Here is a 16,446-nt window from a genome sequence, read left to right as displayed (position 1 = left end):
CTTCACCGTGGACACCGGCCGCCGACCAGCCCGAGTATTCCGAAGCCCGCGCACACCAGCCCCATGACCTGCAACTTCAGGATGCACACCACTCAATCGGGACACGTATCTCGTCACGTTCCAGGGTGATCTGCTCCACGGCCGCCGGGAGCTCGTTGACCCGATCGGTCAGCTCCTTGGGCCCGGCCTGGTCGAGTTGGCGATTCCAGTACAGGGCCCTGGCCCCCGCCCCGCGGCTTGACCGCCGTGAGGCGCTGCCTCACCACGAGGCTGCTCCGTAGGGGCTGCTGTCAGGTACTGCCTCATGCCTCGCGGTTGTCGAGTCGCAGCTGGACCTCCTGCTCCTGATCGCCTGATGTCGACCCGACGCCCTGGACCGTGAAGGCGGTTCCCAGGCCCGCCCGCAGTCGGTCGGCGCCCGTTAGCTGCCCTGGACGGTGGCCGACACCGGCCCGGTCAGCCGGCGCGGCGTTGCCTGTCCCGGCGCCTCGGAGACGTCAACGGTCGCGGCACCGAGGGGCCGACACCCCGTGTGCCCAAGAGCCCCCGGCCTCCCCCGAACTCAGCTTCCAGGGCGAGGAAGACCCATCAGACCAGGACGTGTATCTGGCCGATGATGCCCACGTGTGCCCGGATGAATTCGAGCAAATGGTGGCGCTCCGGTGTGAACGCGATGGCTGCCGGGAGACCCACGTCGTCGGCGGCGCCAATGACCTGGGTGCCGATGTTCTTGCTGTGACGCCCGATGGACTCCGCCTCGTCATCCAGTGCAAGCAATACGGCGAAGCCAACCGGGTCGGGTCGGGTCCCAGGATCTCCAACGCTTCGGCGGGACCTGCTTCACCGTCCGTGACGCCGACATCGCAGCAGTCGTCACCACCAGTACCTTCACCGAACCCGCAGTGCATACGCGCAGCAGAGCGGCATCCGATGCCTCGATCACGACACACGCTCTTGGCCTGGGAAGCGGGAACCGGCCCAGCCCCATGGCAGGCCGACGGCTGATCAAGACGATATCGCTGCTATGCCCGGGGAGGGGCTGTCAGTGCAGGAGGCTCACCGCACGGGCGATCACCAGGAGCGAGGTCAGCAGCGCAGAGATACTTTCCACACTCATCATGAGCTTGGCGCGAGTCGAGAGCGGCATGGTGTCGGTGGGGCTGAAAGCCGTCGAGTTGGTCACGGACATGTAGAGATAGTCCATCAGGGTGGGAACCCAGTCGGACCTGCCGCTGGAGCCGTCCGCGACTTCTTGGACCGCGTCGTCGTTCTCGTCCTGGGAGAAGCGGAAGTCCGCCAGCGGTAGCTCGCTACGAGGCGCTTGAGTGCGACGGACGGGCCCGCCGCGGTCCAATTCCCAGTACGCCAGACCGAAAACGATGATGTTGGTGAGCCAGACCTGCAACGCCGCCACCAGGAGGGAGCGCCCGTCCTTCACCCCGACGGACAGCAAGTCATGGAGCAGCATGCCCAAGGCAAATAGATTGCCTGCCGCGATGATGAATACCAGGGTCAGGGACAGGAGGCGGGAGACTCTGGTCTCCCGAGTGAGGCGCTTGGGGTTGATCGCGAACAACGGTATGAGCAGCAGAAGTTCCAAGCCTGGCAGTACATAGCGTGGCGCGACCAGCAGCTGTTGCGGCAAAGCCACGTAGAGGGCCATCGCGGAAAGGATGGCGATCACCCCTGGCAGACGTGCTTCTCCGCGCCGCTCGTGCCGGGGGTGCTTCGTACGAGCCACGGTGCGGGCACCCGACATAGTTCCCTCTCCTTCATAGCCTGCAACCTGCTGATGATCAAGGGGGCCGGAGTCCAGCCACCCGCGGACGGGCACGAAGCCGGACCGATGCGCTGACCGTCCTGCCATCACGACGAGAGAAGAGGCGGAAAACGCTGCCTCCAACTGCAGTCGTAAGGCCGTGGATCGGCGGTGGTAATAGACGGCACGACTGTTCTCTTTCCCTGGGGGTGGCGCTCAAGGCACCGAAGATCGGGCCGGATGCAAAGCAGCGGCGGCGGCGCCGCGGATGGGTAACCGAAGAGCCTCCCAGGCGGAGATGGAGGGAGAGGCCGTGCCAGCTGCTGGCGATCCCGCCAACTGACCGCCCCGGTCCGGTGCGTCGAGGCGAGGAGCGCGGTGAACCACCAGCCCCGGAGTGCAGGGCAGCGGGCGCCATGCGTCATCTGGGTGCTCGCCGCCGGCCCGTTCCTGCAGGGGCACACCGAGTTCGTCATCGCACCGGCAACAGGACGCCCGCCTGCCAGGGCCACGGAGAACTCCTCGCCCAGGATCCCCGGGCAACAGACCCAGCCAGCATCGCCGCGTAGAAGCCCTGTGTGGCCTGCGGTCGCGCCATCAGGTTCATCCAGCAAGGAGCCCCGCTCGCGGGAACTGACGGGTGTGGTCAGCCGCTGATGGGGCTCGGCGGTACAGGTTCTTGCGCAGTTCCAGCTTGTTCATGGTCGAGCGGCCCTGGGCGTTCTTCTTCGCCTCTTCACACATCTGGTCCTTCGTCGCGCCCTGCGAGCCGCCGCTGGAGGGCCCGCCACCCCGCTGCGAGGATGACTTCGGATCCCGGGTCGAGGCCTTGTCGGCCGACTTTCCGTCCCCTGATCTCGCACGTTCCTTGTTGACGGTCCACGCGGCGATCTCCTTCAGGTGCAAACAGCTAGCTCCCATGCCGCCCCGCACCCAGGCGCGTGGTCCCGCCTGCCCTTACCCAAGCAGCTGGTTTGGCAGACAAGAAGTACTCGGCTATGCCTCGGCGAGGAGGCTTTCGCGCAGGGTGGCGTAGATTCGGGTGAGGATGCGGGAGACATGCATTTGGGACAGGCCCAATTCCTTGCCGATCTCGGCCTGTGTCATCTCCGAGCCGAAGCGGAGCTCGAGAAGGGTGCGTTCACGCTCATCCAGCTCGGCCAGGTGTGGTTTGAGGGCCTGGAGGTCCTCGGCCAGTGCGAGGGCGGGGTCTTCATTGCCGATCAGGTCGGCGATGAGCCCGGTCTGCTGCTTGCCGCCGCCGGCTTCGATGGGCCGGTCAATGGAGCCGGCGTCGTAACCGTTGCAGGCGACCAGTCCCTCAATGACCTCCTCCTCCCCCAGCCCCAGATGGGCTGCGAAGTCGGCGACGGACGGCTCGGGGTTACCGCGCCCTTCGAACACTTCGCGGGCGCGGGCAAGGTCCAGGCGCAGCTCCTGCAGCCGCCGTGGGACGTGCACGGACCAGGTCGTGTCACGGAAGAACCGCTTGATCTCACCGGCGATATACGGGATGGCGAAGGTGGTGAACTCGTTCTCCAGCAACACATCGAAGCGGTCGATGGCCTTGATCAGGCCGATCGTGCCGACCTGCACCACGTCTTCCATCTCCTGCCCGCGGCTGCGGAAGCGGCGCGTGACATAGCGCACCAGAGACAGGTTCATTTCGATGAGCGTGTTGCGCGCGTACTGGTACTCCGGCGTGCCTTCCTCCAGGTCCGACAACCGCTCGAAGAACAGCTTCGACAGGCGACGTGCGTCCTGCGGGGCGACGTGCTGAGCCTCCTCCACCTGCGGCACAGACGACCGGGCAGTCTCACATGCGGCGCTCCTGTCCGAGTGGTTCACCGAGATATGGGCCTGCGTCGCTGCCGTTGTCATGGCTGCTCCTCCCTACTCTCCCCTTCATGTCGTCACGCCGTCACCTACCCGATGACCACACACAAAACTGCCATGAGGCAACTATTTCCGCGTGGCAACCATGGCCACAGATTTTCGGTGGCCGACCCACCGCGAACGCCTGCCACTTCTGAAACCACCACTCGACGCCCAGTACCTCCCGTCCACCGGCGGCGCCCCGCCAGGTGTTGAAGGGAGAAGCCGGACGACGGGCACGCGCTCCGACCCTGTTCATGAAGGCAAGGAACGAGCCGACCAGGTAAGACCCACCTCGCGGTGCTGCGCGATCTTGTCTCTCCTCGCAGATTGAGACGCAACTGGCTCGCGACCTACCGGGCACTCCGCCTGGAGGGACTCCTCCTCATCGAGGCCCGGCTCGTGCGCAGGCCCGGGCGGTCTCTCCCGCCCACAGCTCTGTTTGGGGCTCGGCGATATAGCCCTGGCGGGGACGCTGCGTGACTCGGGCAGGCCTCGCATCCGCCTTCACAGTCGAGGACATCTGGTCAACATCCGGCGATCAGGAGCAGGAGGCCCCACTACGGCTGGGCAATCGCCGGACGTAGAAGGACCCGGCAGGTGACCTCCCCCTCCTGCAGGTCATCTCGATCACGAGCCCGTGGGGGATCGGATTCCTGATCGCCTACTTCGCCAGCACCATCAACCGGATCTGGCAGCGGCCGTCGTGGCGCAGCGGCCTCGTGTACGGGGTCGTCCTACTGACCGTCCTGCTCGCAGGCGGCGCCCGACTCGCCCTCGGCCCGCCCACGGGGGCGACCGTGCGAATCCCCGGGGTGAGCCCCAGTCGGACCGTGACCGACGCGCTCCAGGCCACGCTCAGCCGGTTCGCTGATGGGGCGACAGGCATTGCCGCCGCACCCACCTCACAGGTGGAACCGGCAATGACCGCGGTCGAGAACGACCTGCTGGCCTCAACTCGGCCCGGGGCCGCCGCCGGCGCGAAGAGCGTGGTCTGGCCCGAGGACGCCCTCAGTACACAGGAGTCCCACGAGTCCGCCGCCATTGCGGCTGCACAGGAGCAGGCCCGCCGGTCGGGCATCTACCTGGAGATCGGCGTCCGTGTCTACAGCACGACCGCACCCGCCTACGGCCAGGACGAGGCGATCCTCATCGACCCCAGCGGGAAGGTGCAGTGGACCTATCAGAAGGCGCATCCCATTCCCGGCTCGGAGAAGTTCACGACCGGTAATGGCCGTGTGCCCGTGGCCGACACCCCGTACGGCCGCATCGCCAACGTCATCTGCTACGACACCGACTACCCGGCCATGATGCACACCCGCGCCGACATCATGCTCGTCCCCTCACACGACTGGAAGTAGTACGGCGGCCCGCACACCGAGAAGGCGAGCCTGCGTGCCATCGACGGCGGCTACTCACTGCTCCGCTAGGACGCGGAGGGCGTCTCGACCGCCTACGACAACGAGGGACATGTCGTCGCCACCACCGATGCCTTCACCACCGGCCGGCAAACCATGGTGGCCTACGTGCCCACGCACGGCGTCACCACGATCTACGACAGAATCGGCGACGCCTTCGCCTGGCTATGCCTGACCGGCGTCGTCGTACTCACCATCACCGCCCTGGCCCGCCCTTGGCGCCCCACGCCCGCCACGACCAGCACCGCACCCGACCCTTCCGCCGCCTGAGAAGCCGGTACACACCGTTCCTGTACCTCGCTGGGACGCCATCCAACACTGGCGACCCCGCCGAAACGACGGGCAGGCCCACTGCCGCTCCTGTGCCTTGCGGTCCTGTTCGGCAACGACATCAACCGACCCCGTCAGCACTGAGCCGCACCGTGAGCTGCTTGCGCTGGCGGGTGGAGGTCAACTCCGCATTTGCGGCGCGGCGGGTGCGGTGAGGGAGATCTCCGGTGGCTCCCAGAGGCGACTCGACGGTGACCGAGCGCGCGGCGTTGTTCATAAACGCACGGCCGCCCCCGGGACGAAGCCCGAACCATCAATGGTGACTTGGGTGCCGGCCTTCCCCGTGCTCGGGGTCACCGCGCTGACCACCACGGGCGCGGGTCCCGCCGTAGGCCGACGGGGACTTCCTTGTGGACCTTGGCGAGGGCTTCCTGAACTCGGCAGCCCGGTGCGACGGTGAAGGGATCCGATGACCTTGCTCGTCGCCGCCTCAAGGACGGCGAACAAGGTGGTGGTGCCGACGCGGAGGTAATGGCGGCTTCGGCGTGCTGGCATACGGGGCATCATCGACACCCGCCTGCCCGTCACTCCGCCCCGACCTGCACAAGCCGCCTGACCAGCACCCTTCCAGACGACCGCGGGCCCCGAATAAGATGGTGAAAGTCTCCGCAGCACACCGACAGACGACGGAGACCCAGAGATCAAGGAGGTGGCGTGATCACGATGAAGCATGCCGCTGCTGATGTTGCCTGACGGGGGACGACGCCGACGGCAATGAGACTGGATGGACACCTACCGGCGGCACGTGGCACACCCGCGTGACAGTGGCTGGGACAAATACACAAACCCGGTCGTGGTCCGGATCCAGAGCTGTAAGCGCACTCTGGTGAAGCTGGAGCCGGAAGTAATCGCCCGCCCAGAGCGGCGGTGAACCGCGTCACTCCCCAGTCAAGCCTGCGACCCCTGCTCCGGCAGGGGGAGAACGAACGGAACCCTGCGCCTCCGAGTTGAAGACCCCTTCGACTCGCTGAGGAGCAGCACCATCAGCAGAACAACCGAAAACACCGGCTTCAACTGCGAAAACTGCGGCAAGGTGGTCGCGGCACTGGTCAACGGAAGCTACCGCAACCATTGCCCGCACTGCCTGCACTCGCTGCACGTGGACCTCTCGCCCGGAGACCGCGCCAACGACTGCCGTGCGCTGATGCGCCCGGTCGCCGTCGAGCACCACTCCGCCAAGGGCTACATGATCGTCCACCTATGCACAGGCTGCGGCACCCGCCGTCGCAATCGCATGGCTGACGACCCGCGCCAAGGCGACGACCTTGACACCGTCCTCGCCCTCATGCGCCTCAGCCCTCACGAGGCCGGACACACCAACCGGCGCCGGACACACGTCTGACGCCCCCGCGGCTCCCGCCCACGGCGGGAGCCGCTTCCTTATTGCCCAGAGACTCAACACCCCAGCACCACCCATGAGATCAGAAACAGGCGATGAGCTTGATATTGATGGTCCGCCTGCTCCGAGAGCTCCGTAACCGAGCCCGGCCTGGGGCCTGAGGAGGGTGGTGACCATGGCCGCCGGTGGGCCGGGTGGATCTGGACAGTGGCGTCGAGGATGCAACAACGCTACTCACCCTGGCGTGGCTCGGCGAGCAGGGTGTAGAGGCCCTTATCAGGGTCGATGCGGAGCGGATGCGGGGCTTTCTTGCCGAGTGCCCATCAGGCGGGAAGCGGCTCCCGGCCAGCCGGCGGGTGTCATCGCTCTCCGGTACGACCCTCCACACCACATCGGGGCTCCGTGGCGGTGACGGCATGACCAGCGGCCCCCCGGGTAACGGAAAGGGCCGGCTCGACGCTGTTGGCGCCGAGCCGGCCTTCCGGTGGTGCATCCCCTCGGGGGTGCCGAGCCTTCCGCTCGACGGGACTGGTCAGTCCGTGCCGGACTCCATCGCGGCGCGGTCCAGCATCTCGTCGTCACCGGAGACCTCGCCGCGGGAGGCGATGACCTCGGCGCCGCCCTCCGGCATGCTGCCGATCAGCCCGGTCGCGGCCGCCTGGGCGGCGCCGATGGCGGGATTGGCGGTGCCGATCAAGCCGAGCCCGGCGTACTGCTCCAGCTTGGCGCGCGAGTCGGCGATGTCGAGGTTGCGCATGGTGAGCTGGCCGATCCGGTCCACGGGGCCGAACGCCGAGTCCTCGGTGCGCTCCATGGACAGCTTGTCCGGGTGGTAGCTGAACGCCGGGCCCGTGGTGTCGAGGATCGAGTAGTCCTCACCGCGCCGCAGCCGCAGGGTCACCTCGCCGGTGACGGCCGTGCCGACCCAGCGCTGCAGGGACTCGCGCACCATCAGCGCCTGCGGGTCCAGCCAGCGGCCCTCGTACATCAGCCGTCCGAGGCGCCGTCCCTCGTTGTGGTACTGGGCGAGGGTGTCCTCGTTGTGGATCGCGTTGACCAGGCGCTCGTACGCCGCGTGCAGCAGGGCCATGCCGGGCGCCTCGTAGATGCCGCGGCTCTTGGCCTCGATGATCCGGTTCTCGATCTGGTCGGACATGCCCATGCCGTGCCGACCGCCGACGGCATTCGCCTCCATCACCAGATCGACCGGGGAGGCGAACTCCTTGCCGTTGATCGTCACCGGGCGGCCCTGGTCGAAGCCGATCGTCACGTCCTCGGCGGCGATCTCGACCGAGGGGTCCCAGAACCGCACGCCCATGATCGGGTCGACGGTCTCGACGCCGGTGTCGAGGTGCTCCAGGGTCTTGGCCTCGTGGGTGGCGCCCCAGATGTTGGCGTCGGTGGAGTACGCCTTCTCCGTGCTGTCGCGGTAGGGCAGGCCGTGGGCGAGCAGCCACTCCGACATTTCCTTGCGGCCGCCGAGCTCGGTCACGAAGTCCGCGTCCAGCCACGGCTTGTAGATCCGCAGGTGCGGGTTGGCGAGCAGGCCGTACCGGTAGAACCGCTCGATGTCGTTGCCCTTGAAGGTCGAGCCGTCGCCCCAGATCTGTACGTCGTCCTCGAGCATCGCCCGGACCAGGAGGGTGCCCGTGACGGCGCGGCCGAGCGGCGTGGTGTTGAAGTAGGCACGCCCGCCCGAGCGGATGTGGAACGCCCCGCAGGTGAGTGCGGCCAGGCCCTCCTCGACCAGAGCCGCGCGGCAGTCGACCAGGCGCGCGATCTCGGCACCGTAGGTCTTCGCACGGCCGGGCACCGAGGCGATGTCGGGCTCGTCGTACTGGCCGATGTCGGCGGTGTAGGTGCACGGGATGGCGCCCTTGTCGCGCATCCACGCGACCGCGACCGAGGTGTCGAGGCCGCCCGAGAAGGCGATGCCGACACGCTCGCCGGCGGGAAGGGAGGTGAGGACCTTAGACATAGAAAGAGTATGCACGGTCTCGCATGAACATGCAAAGGGGCTCGGCGAAGGCAGGGGATCGGTGACGACAAGGACGGCTGCAGCACCCGCAACGAAGTCCTCCTTGTCGCAGCCGTCACCCAGCCCACCCCGTCACTGCCGGCTGCAAAATCACGGGTGGCGCCTGGCGCTCCTACTACGACGACACCACCGGCGACGGGCCGACCGGCCTTGACGTCGACCACGTGGTGCCGCTGGCCGAGGACTGGGACTCCGGCGCCTCCCAGCGGACCGCCGCCTGCCGCCTGCCGCCTGCCGCCTGCCGCCTGCCGCCTGCCGCCTGCCGCCTGCCGCCTGCCGCCTGCCGCCTGCCGCCTGCCGCCTGCCGCCCGGCCTACCCCAACGACCGCGGCGCCGACGCTGCGGCAGCGGTGTGGTGCAGCGTCACGGAATCTCCGGTGTTGCCCCAGGCGTGGGGGCGACGGTACTCGTAGAGTTCGCCGCGATTGTCGTGGTCGATGCCGCCGTGAACGCGGACCATCGAGTGGCCGCTGAGGCGCACATCGCCGAAGTGGCAGATGCGCCCAGAGGGTCGAGGAGGTCCGGCCGCATGGCGGTCAACCGCCATGCGGCCGGTGTTCTTCACCGTCACGTACTCGGCGTTCAGGCCCCCGGTTGGAGCGGTCGTCGCGCCCGGGACTGTCGTACCGGATCGAGCCGAGCACCACCGCCGAGCGGTGGTGCTGCGCGGCCGGCTCATAGTGGCCACGACCGCGGCTGTGGCCGGCAGCGGCGGCCGAACGGGCGGGCGCAGGTCGCGGCGAGCGTGGCGGAGCCGAGGAGCGCGGCGGCGATCGCATTGATGGATCTGCCGCCCACCCCGTGGGCGATGGACTTCTGATCAGTGCGTAGCCGACCGGGTTGCGGCGGTGGCCAGCGCGGTCAACTTGGCTCGCGCCGCAGCCAGCGACGCCGCCGCCAGCGGCCGGAAGCGGTTCAGGTGCGGGACAAGTTCGGCCAAGGTCATCTCAGCGCTGACGAAATTCATGCCCTCCTCCGCCATCCCCTGCTTGCCGAAGTACGCCCGCAGACAGGGTGTTTGGAAGTCCCATGCCTCCCGTGGCGTGCCTGGGCCATAGGCCCCGCCCCGCGTGCTGATCACCACTAGCCTCGTACTCTGCAGCAGGCTGTCCCCGGTCTCTGCGTCGATGAAAACCCCCGGGAAGCCCACCCGGTCAAGCCATGCCTTCAGCGAGGCGGATACCGAGTAGTTGTACATCGGGGCACCGACCAGCACGGTGTCTGCCTCGAGCAGTTCGGTGACCAGCGGGCGGGTCCGTGCCCACTCCCGCTTCTCGGCCGGGCTCTCGATCAGCATGTCCACTCCGGACAGTGGGACGAGGCCGTGTTGCTCCACTCGTCGGCCGAGTGAGCAGTAGGCCGTATCCAGAGGCGGCACGGGGTCGGCAGCCAGGTCGCGGTATCGGTACCCGGCCGGGCCATGCACGGCCCGCCAGGTATCTGCGAACAATGCGGTCAGTTGCCTGCTGACCGAGTCGCCGGAACGATCGGCACTGGAATCCAGGTGCAGCAAGGATGACACCGGCTCTCCTGTCACTTCAGGTTCGTTGCGTTCGTCATGAGAGGTGACGGAGCAAGGCGAGGAAAGGTGACCGGTGGACGAGCGCAATGGGCTGGCGGCACGATTCGAGGAGCAGCGTGGCAAGCTCCGGGCAGTTGCCTACCGGATGCTTGGCTCACTGGACGAGGCCGATGATGCTGTGCAGGAAGCGTGGCTCCGTCTGAGCCGGGTCGATGCCGACCATCTGGACAACCTGGCCGGCTGGCTGCGAACAGTGGTGACCCGTATCTGTCTCGACATACTGCGCTCCCGCAGGTCACGACCAGAAGACTTGACCGAGCAGCAGGTGCTCGACGCAGTCTCCGACTCCACTCAGGGGAACCTTCCCGAGGGTGAGGCGTTGTTGGCCGACTCGGTGAGCCGAGCGCTCCTCGTGGTGCTGGACAGGCTTGGCCCCGCCGAACGGATCGCGTTCGTCCTGCACGATATGTTCGCCGTACCGTTCGACCAGATCGCGCCCATCGTGGAACGCACGCCGGTGGCCACGAAGAAGCTCGCCAGCCGCGCGCGCCACAAGGTACAGGGCACTCCCGTGGCTCCAACCGCCGAACTCGCCCGGCGCCGACAGGTCGCCTCAGCGTTCCTTGCCGCGTCGCGGACCGGTGACCTCACCGCGGTCCTTGCGGTGTTGGCCCCCGACGTGGTGCGCCGCGCCGACCCGGCCGCCGTGCCGCCGGGCGGAGCCGCAGAGGTGCGTGGCGCTCGGGGCGTGGCGGAGGGGACGGTCGTCCTTGCCCGCAGGTCGCAGCTCGCCGAATTGGCACTGGTCAACGGCGATGTGGGAGTCATCGTGGCCCCGCGCGGCCAACTGCTGCTCGCTCTCACCTTCACCATCGAGGATGACAAGATCGCCGGGTACGAGGTGATCGCCGACCCCGCACGCCTCCAGCGACTCGACCTCGCCGTCCTCAACTGACCTGTTGCGAGAATTCTGCGAGCCTCTCGCCGATGTGGACAGCCCAGGCTCGCACCAGGCCGGACGTGCTCCTCGCCGACAAGGCGCAACGATTGCAGCAGTGGCGTGGTGTCGCCACCAGCGACGGGGAAAACCGCAGTCATTTACCTGATCGGACTGCACATCGGCGGCGTGTTACTCCGGTCCGTCCGGTGATCCAGAGGAAAGGTCCTGGCGGTCTGCGGCACTCTGCTTCCGTCCTACCGGACCTGGAGGAACTCCCGTGCTCCACGCAGTCGTGTGCGTACGCGCCGCTGTGTGACGCTGCTGTCGAGGCGGACGTCGAGTGCCCCGGGCATGAGGGTGTCGGCCCGGCGCCCGGCAGGCAGCCGGGTCGGGTCGAGTCCTTCGCGTTGGGCGAGGAGAACGCCGAGTTCGTGACGGCTGAGGGCGTCCGCTCCGGCGAGGTGGAACATCCCGCCCTGGTCGGACATGGCGAGTTCCCGCAGGGCGGAGGCCAGGTCTTCGACATGCACCGGGCAGCGCATGTCGTCGGTGAACAGGACGCCGTCGTCGGTGCCGGCGGCCAGGGCGTGGACCATGCGCTCGTGCACGGAATTGCCGTGCCCGATGATCAATGAGGTGCGTGCGACCGCAGCGGTGGGCGCCAGGAGCCGCACAGCGGTCTCGGCGGCTGCCTTTGCCGCACCATACGGGGTGACCGGGTCGGGCAGGCAGGTCTCGTCGTAGTGAATCCGGGAGCCGGAGAACACGGCGTCGCTGGAGACCTGAACCAGGCGGCAACCGCGTTTCGTCGCGGCCATCGCCACGCGGATCGAGCCGTCGGCGGTGACCGCCCAGTCGCTCCTACCGCTCGTTGCGTTGATGACGGCACCGGGGGCAACCGCGGCCAGTACCTCGTCGACGTGCCCGGGGGCGCGGAGGTCGAGTTGGTGCCACGAGGCTCCGGGAATGCTGCCGGGCCGGGAACAATACGTCGCGGCCGTCTCCCAGCCCGCAGCCGTCGTCTGGCGCACAAGTTCCGACCCCAGGAACCCGCTGCCGCCGATGATCAGGACCTTCATAGCGCCCTACGGTAGGGCAGCCCAGCCCAGCTCCGCTCGGGCACCGGTTGCCCGGACCTCGGCACAGCAAGGCCGGCGAAGACCGCAACCATTGACCTGCCCGGTGACTTGCCCGGCTCCACATCGCGAGCGTCTTCATCCGCTCCTCCGCTCCACCGCTCCACCGCTCCACCGGTCCACCGGTCCACCGGTCCACCGGCGTACCAATGGACCGGATCGCAGAGGAACCAGCTCGGCGGCCAGGCTCATGGCAGGAAGAAGTCCCGTACGAGGCGGCCTACTTCTTCCGGTGCCTGGAGGTGCAGCATGTGGCCGGCCTCCTGCACCTGGGCGATGCGCAGGCCCGGCGGGCCGTCTTCCCGTAGTGCTTCGAGCCCGTTCCGTACCCCGGCCACCAGTGCCTCGTTCAGCTCCCGGAAGGGCGCGGGCAGCCGGTCCACCGGCGGTTCCTGAACAGCCCGTCGGACGCCTTTCGCTGACCTCGCTGGTGCAGCCCACTCATCTCCACACCTCAGTCAGTCACCTGTCGATGTGCTGCACATGTTTGCTGCACATGAGCGGGCCAAGGCCGTCGGCGCGTTCCGTGACGACCCGGGCGAGTGGTCGTGTGGGACGTTCGTGCGGGTTCTGTTCTTCAACTGGCGAGCAGGGCACTCGCCCATTGTTCTTCGCGCTGCTCGATGTACTCGGCGTCGCTTCGCCAGACGTCGCCGTGGCCTTCCGCCCACAGGGTGGCCCAGGGCTGGTTGCCCAAGGTGGTCTGGTCCCGCAGGAAGTCATGCATGGAGCGGGTGCGGCGCCCCAGCAGGGGGGCCAGCTGACGCCGCTCGGACTCGTCGAGGCCGTAGGCGTCGGCGAAGATCCGCAGCCGGTCTCCGGCATCGGTGCGCTGCCGGCCGGGATGCGCCGACAGCGGGATGAAGCCGTGCATGGCATACGCGACATCCCACAGCCGGGATCCCGGGGCGGCCGTGTCCCAGTCGATGAAGGCCCACTCGTTCTCCTCGCCGACCACGAGGTTCCATGGAGCCAGGTCCTGATGGGCGATAATCTCGCTTCCCTCGGCGGGGATAAGCACCTGCCAGTGAGGGTCTGGTGGTGGCGTGAAGTCCTGCACGGCATCGTGGAAGTCCCTGACGAGACGTGCCACGCGGGCCAGCCGCTGAGCGGGCTCCAGCAGGGAGAACCGGTCGGGCCAGACCACGTTTCCCGGCACGAAGGTCAGCACCTCACGGCCCTGATCGTCGATGCCGAGGGGGCGAGGAGCAGCCCGAAAACCTACCTCGTGCAGATGCGTGAGCAAGGCGTGCACTCCAGGGGTCCACGGCCCGACGGGGCGGCGGACGGTATCCCCGACACGGACGACGCCCTCGCTGACGTTCCCGCCGGTCAACGGCTGCTCTTCAACGTGCTTCACAGAGCCAGTCTGGCCGACCACCCCAGCCGCGATCACCTCAATAATGGCAATCAAGGCAAGACCGGGAGGTCGAAGGTCAAGTTGAGAGGCTGTGCGAGAACCACTGCTTGTCGAGTCCGATGTCAGTGGTGAGTGGCAGCATGGCACTCATGAGCCGAATCATCTCCTTCAACACCGCCGACAAAGCCGACGTCGTGGCATTTCTCGGGGCTGCCGGAAGCCTGACATCCGATCAGCAGAGCAACCTCGACGTCATGCGCGAGCTCGCGCAGGCCAGCCAACTCGACCTTGACCACCAGGGCATCGACTTGGGCCTGTCCGTCCCGGAGGCGCTGGACCATCTCATAGCCGGCCACGCCGGCTCAGACGCCGAGTACGCGGCCGGCGCCTACTACACGGCTCTTCAGCACATCATCGACCGCAATGGCTCCGACCCCTCCGACCTGGGCGTGTACTCCAAGCCCAGCACCTTCTTCGGTCTGCTGGACGACGAATTGCGCCGCCTGGGCGTGAGCGCCGATCTCCTGCCGCACGACTACATTTTCGCCGGGCCGCCCGCAGAGATCCCCTTCTCCATCCCGTATCCCGTGGACGGCCCGCACATCGGCATGTTCCCGTTGGACAAGTCCAAGGCCGCCGCGGACGCCTACCGCGCGGTCCTGGGCCGGATGGACGACGGGTTCACCTATGAGACTCAACTCCTCATCGAGAAGCTGGAGTTCGAGCACGACGAGTGGGAGTACGCCACGAAGAACATCGACTGGTACACCCAGGACACGATCTTCTTCTCCATAAAGGGCTGACCAGTGGACCACCGCGGACCGGACCACGCCGGCCAAGGTTCTGTACGACGCCTGCGAGAAGACCGTCCAGCAGACCGCTGAACCGTCGGCATGCGGCGGGTGCCGGTGTGTACGCGAGAGCGGACACGGCGAGGGACCCAGCGATGTTGACGGCGCCCTCATTCCTCCCTCATTCCGCCCTCGCCGGGCCATTGCCGATGTCATCGTGTCCGGCCAAGCCGTCCCGGGCGGCCTGCTCGGTGCGCTGAGCCGGCTTCCGTCCTGCTGCTCTGCGCTCCCCTTCTCATCAGGAGCTTCGCCGGCGCCACCCAGACGGGAAGGTACGAAGCTCGCACCCGCTCAACGGAGGAGAACCTTCGGCATGGCCGTCATCCACCACACCGCCCTCAATCCGACCAAGCTTCAACTGCTCACCTCCTGGCTTCCCTCCCGATCGTGGTACCACGGCGGCACGGGCGAACCGGAGTTGGCCAAGGCCGGCGGCTTCCGCCTGGACGATCCGCAGGGTGAGGTCGGGATCGAGTTCATGGCGGTCGCCGACACCTCCGGTGCCCACCCGGCCACCTACCTGGTACCGCTCACCTATCGCAGTGCCCCGCTCGACGGGGCGGACCACGCCCTCGTCGGCACGATGCAGCACGGAGTTCTGGGGCGGCGCTGGGCATACGACGCCTGCCACGACCCGGTGCTGGTGGCCCAGTTGCTCGCCCTGATCGAGGGCCCCCTCCAGGCCCAGGACCAGAACGCCAGCGACACCCCCGACCGGGAGGTCACCCGCTCCTACACCGGTGACGGCCCAACCCTCACGAACTTCGCCCCCACCGCCCCCACCGCCACCGACGCCGCCACCGACGACCAAGAGGGCACCAAACTGCTTGCCCCGCCTGGCGCGACCCTCCGCTTGCACCGGGTCCTGCGGCCCTCCCCCGACGGCTCGGCCCTCCGTCCACCGGGAGCAACCGGCCACGTCGCCGGTGCCTGGCAACTTCCGGACGGCACCCGCGCCCGGGGGCTGTTCGCCATCCTGCACGCCGTCCCCCAGATCTAGGCAGTGCCCTGTCAATCAAGGACGTCGCTTGATGTGGAGTGGTGGATGGGAGCGGATTGACGATACGGCCTGAGGGCAGATCCGAACTCGTCCGCCGACGGGTGCCCAGCCTGTCGAGCCGGCGTGCGAAGAGCGCATCGACCGACTGCGGGTGATCGAGAGGGACGTTGTTACCGGAACCGTCGAGGACGGCGGAAGGGAGGACGACGGAAGGGAAGGCTGTGCCCGGCACGGCCGGGTTTGCCTCCCCCTCCGCCGACGCCGGAGGGATGGCGACGCGGAGAGCGCTACCCGCCCAGCCTCCTCCTGCCGGCGGCCGCCAGGCGGCCAAACGGCCCTTCCGGCAGATCGCGTTCGGGCCCGGTATCTAACGGGCCATTCGTTTCCGGTGCGGGCCCGGTGCCTAACGGGCCATTCGTTTCCGGTGCGGGCCCGGATTGGTCGCACGGCGAGCCTGGCACGGCGATGGGCGAGCCTGGCGCGGCAATGCCCCGGCACTCACAGGGAGACGTCAGGGTGGAGGCGCCCGATGGTCCACACCCGTTGGCGTCGTACGGCGAGGGCAGTCATGGCGAGAAAACCGGCCGTGAAGAGGAAGAGGACCACGAAATCCCGCAGCAGGTTCGCGGTGAGCCCGCCCGATACGGTGACCCGCAATCCGTCGACCAGGTAGGTCATCGGGAGCAGCGGGTTCAGCACCTGGAAGAAGGCCGGCTCGGTGGGCAGCGGATAGAGCCCGCCGGAGGCGGTGAGCTGGAGGATGAGCAGGACCAGTGACAAGACGTCGCCCGGCACCCCGAAGACGGTGCGCAGGCAGTGATCGACGGCGACGAAGGCCGCTGCTGCGGTGACCAGGAGCGCGAGCGTCCCGAAGCGGT

General features: G+C 67.7%; 15 protein-coding genes and 2 pseudogenes. 7 read left to right on the top strand and 10 right to left on the bottom strand.

What is annotated here, in order from left to right; genetic code table 11:
* Nucleotides 1-627: 627 nt before the first annotated feature.
* Nucleotides 628-1,005: pseudogene (locus ACGFWI_RS38295) on the top strand (restriction endonuclease); the annotation flags it as partial.
* A gap of 37 nt (nucleotides 1,006-1,042) precedes the next feature.
* Here ACGFWI_RS38295 and ACGFWI_RS38290 read toward each other — a convergent pair.
* From ACGFWI_RS38290 to ACGFWI_RS38280, 3 genes and pseudogenes are all read right to left on the bottom strand, one after another.
* Entirely contained in the window at nucleotides 1,043-1,663 is a 621-nt protein-coding gene (locus ACGFWI_RS38290; RefSeq protein ID WP_393910691.1) for a hypothetical protein, read from the bottom strand.
* 762 nt (nucleotides 1,664-2,425) lie between these two features.
* Nucleotides 2,426-2,677: pseudogene (locus tag ACGFWI_RS38285) on the bottom strand (plasmid stabilization protein); the annotation flags it as partial.
* A gap of 78 nt (nucleotides 2,678-2,755) precedes the next feature.
* Nucleotides 2,756-3,640, bottom strand: coding sequence for a SigB/SigF/SigG family RNA polymerase sigma factor (locus tag ACGFWI_RS38280; RefSeq protein ID WP_393910690.1), 885 nt, complete (start codon nucleotides 3,638-3,640; stop codon nucleotides 2,756-2,758).
* A 917-nt stretch (nucleotides 3,641-4,557) separates the two neighbouring features.
* On the opposite strand from ACGFWI_RS38280, the gene ACGFWI_RS38275 reads away from it, so the two are divergent.
* Nucleotides 4,558-4,995 (top strand): nitrilase-related carbon-nitrogen hydrolase, encoded by a 438-nt coding sequence (locus tag ACGFWI_RS38275; RefSeq protein ID WP_393910689.1) that lies wholly within the window; start codon nucleotides 4,558-4,560, stop codon nucleotides 4,993-4,995.
* A 165-nt stretch (nucleotides 4,996-5,160) separates the two neighbouring features.
* A complete protein-coding gene (locus ACGFWI_RS38270; protein ID WP_393910688.1) occupies nucleotides 5,161-5,322 on the top strand; it encodes a hypothetical protein in 162 nt (53 codons plus the stop codon).
* Nucleotides 5,323-5,595: 273 nt separating this feature from the next.
* Here the strand turns inward: ACGFWI_RS38270 and ACGFWI_RS38265 are convergent, their stop codons facing one another.
* Entirely contained in the window at nucleotides 5,596-5,877 is a 282-nt protein-coding gene (locus ACGFWI_RS38265; RefSeq protein ID WP_393910687.1) for an IPT/TIG domain-containing protein, read from the bottom strand.
* 439 nt (nucleotides 5,878-6,316) lie between these two features.
* Between ACGFWI_RS38265 and ACGFWI_RS38260 the strand changes: the two genes are divergently transcribed.
* Entirely contained in the window at nucleotides 6,317-6,724 is a 408-nt protein-coding gene (locus ACGFWI_RS38260) for an RNHCP domain-containing protein (protein ID WP_393910692.1), read from the top strand.
* A 529-nt stretch (nucleotides 6,725-7,253) separates the two neighbouring features.
* On the opposite strand, the gene argG is transcribed toward ACGFWI_RS38260, so the two are convergent.
* A complete protein-coding gene (gene argG / locus ACGFWI_RS38255; RefSeq protein WP_393910686.1) occupies nucleotides 7,254-8,699 on the bottom strand; it encodes an argininosuccinate synthase in 1,446 nt (481 codons plus the stop codon).
* Nucleotides 8,700-9,579: 880 nt separating this feature from the next.
* A complete protein-coding gene (locus tag ACGFWI_RS38250; RefSeq protein WP_393910685.1) occupies nucleotides 9,580-10,281 on the bottom strand; it encodes an FMN-dependent NADH-azoreductase in 702 nt (233 codons plus the stop codon).
* A gap of 73 nt (nucleotides 10,282-10,354) precedes the next feature.
* Between ACGFWI_RS38250 and ACGFWI_RS38245 the strand changes: the two genes are divergently transcribed.
* On the top strand, nucleotides 10,355-11,236 hold the full coding sequence (locus ACGFWI_RS38245; RefSeq protein WP_393910684.1) for a sigma-70 family RNA polymerase sigma factor: 882 nt from the start codon (nucleotides 10,355-10,357) through the stop codon (nucleotides 11,234-11,236).
* 239 nt (nucleotides 11,237-11,475) lie between these two features.
* Here the strand turns inward: ACGFWI_RS38245 and ACGFWI_RS38240 are convergent, their stop codons facing one another.
* The 3 genes from ACGFWI_RS38240 to ACGFWI_RS38230 form a co-directional block, all read right to left on the bottom strand.
* Nucleotides 11,476-12,300, bottom strand: a complete 825-nt coding sequence (locus tag ACGFWI_RS38240; RefSeq protein ID WP_393910683.1) for an SDR family oxidoreductase — start codon at nucleotides 12,298-12,300, stop codon at nucleotides 11,476-11,478.
* A gap of 245 nt (nucleotides 12,301-12,545) precedes the next feature.
* Nucleotides 12,546-12,740, bottom strand: a complete 195-nt coding sequence (locus tag ACGFWI_RS38235; protein WP_393910682.1) for a hypothetical protein — start codon at nucleotides 12,738-12,740, stop codon at nucleotides 12,546-12,548.
* Between the two features lie 194 nt (nucleotides 12,741-12,934).
* Nucleotides 12,935-13,717: a phosphotransferase enzyme family protein gene (locus ACGFWI_RS38230; RefSeq protein ID WP_393910681.1), complete on the bottom strand. Its 783-nt coding sequence runs from the start codon at nucleotides 13,715-13,717 to the stop codon at nucleotides 12,935-12,937.
* A 149-nt stretch (nucleotides 13,718-13,866) separates the two neighbouring features.
* On the opposite strand from ACGFWI_RS38230, the gene ACGFWI_RS38225 reads away from it, so the two are divergent.
* Both ACGFWI_RS38225 and ACGFWI_RS38220 read left to right on the top strand, forming a co-directional pair.
* Nucleotides 13,867-14,520 (top strand): hypothetical protein, encoded by a 654-nt coding sequence (locus ACGFWI_RS38225; RefSeq protein ID WP_393910680.1) that lies wholly within the window; start codon nucleotides 13,867-13,869, stop codon nucleotides 14,518-14,520.
* Nucleotides 14,521-14,881: 361 nt separating this feature from the next.
* The gene (locus tag ACGFWI_RS38220; protein WP_393910679.1) at nucleotides 14,882-15,568 is read left to right on the top strand and encodes a 1,4-alpha-glucan branching protein; all 687 of its coding nucleotides are present in this window, start codon (nucleotides 14,882-14,884) and stop codon (nucleotides 15,566-15,568) included.
* A 498-nt stretch (nucleotides 15,569-16,066) separates the two neighbouring features.
* Here ACGFWI_RS38220 and ACGFWI_RS38215 read toward each other — a convergent pair.
* The coding region (locus ACGFWI_RS38215) for a YhgE/Pip family protein (protein ID WP_393910678.1) at nucleotides 16,067-16,446 on the bottom strand (380 nt) is incomplete at its 5' end.

The sequence above is a fragment of the Streptomyces sp. NPDC048434 genome, from assembly GCF_043200375.1.
In the GTDB taxonomy this organism is placed as follows: domain Bacteria; phylum Actinomycetota; class Actinomycetes; order Streptomycetales; family Streptomycetaceae; genus Streptomyces.
This window is presented reverse-complemented; position numbering and strand designations above follow the sequence as displayed.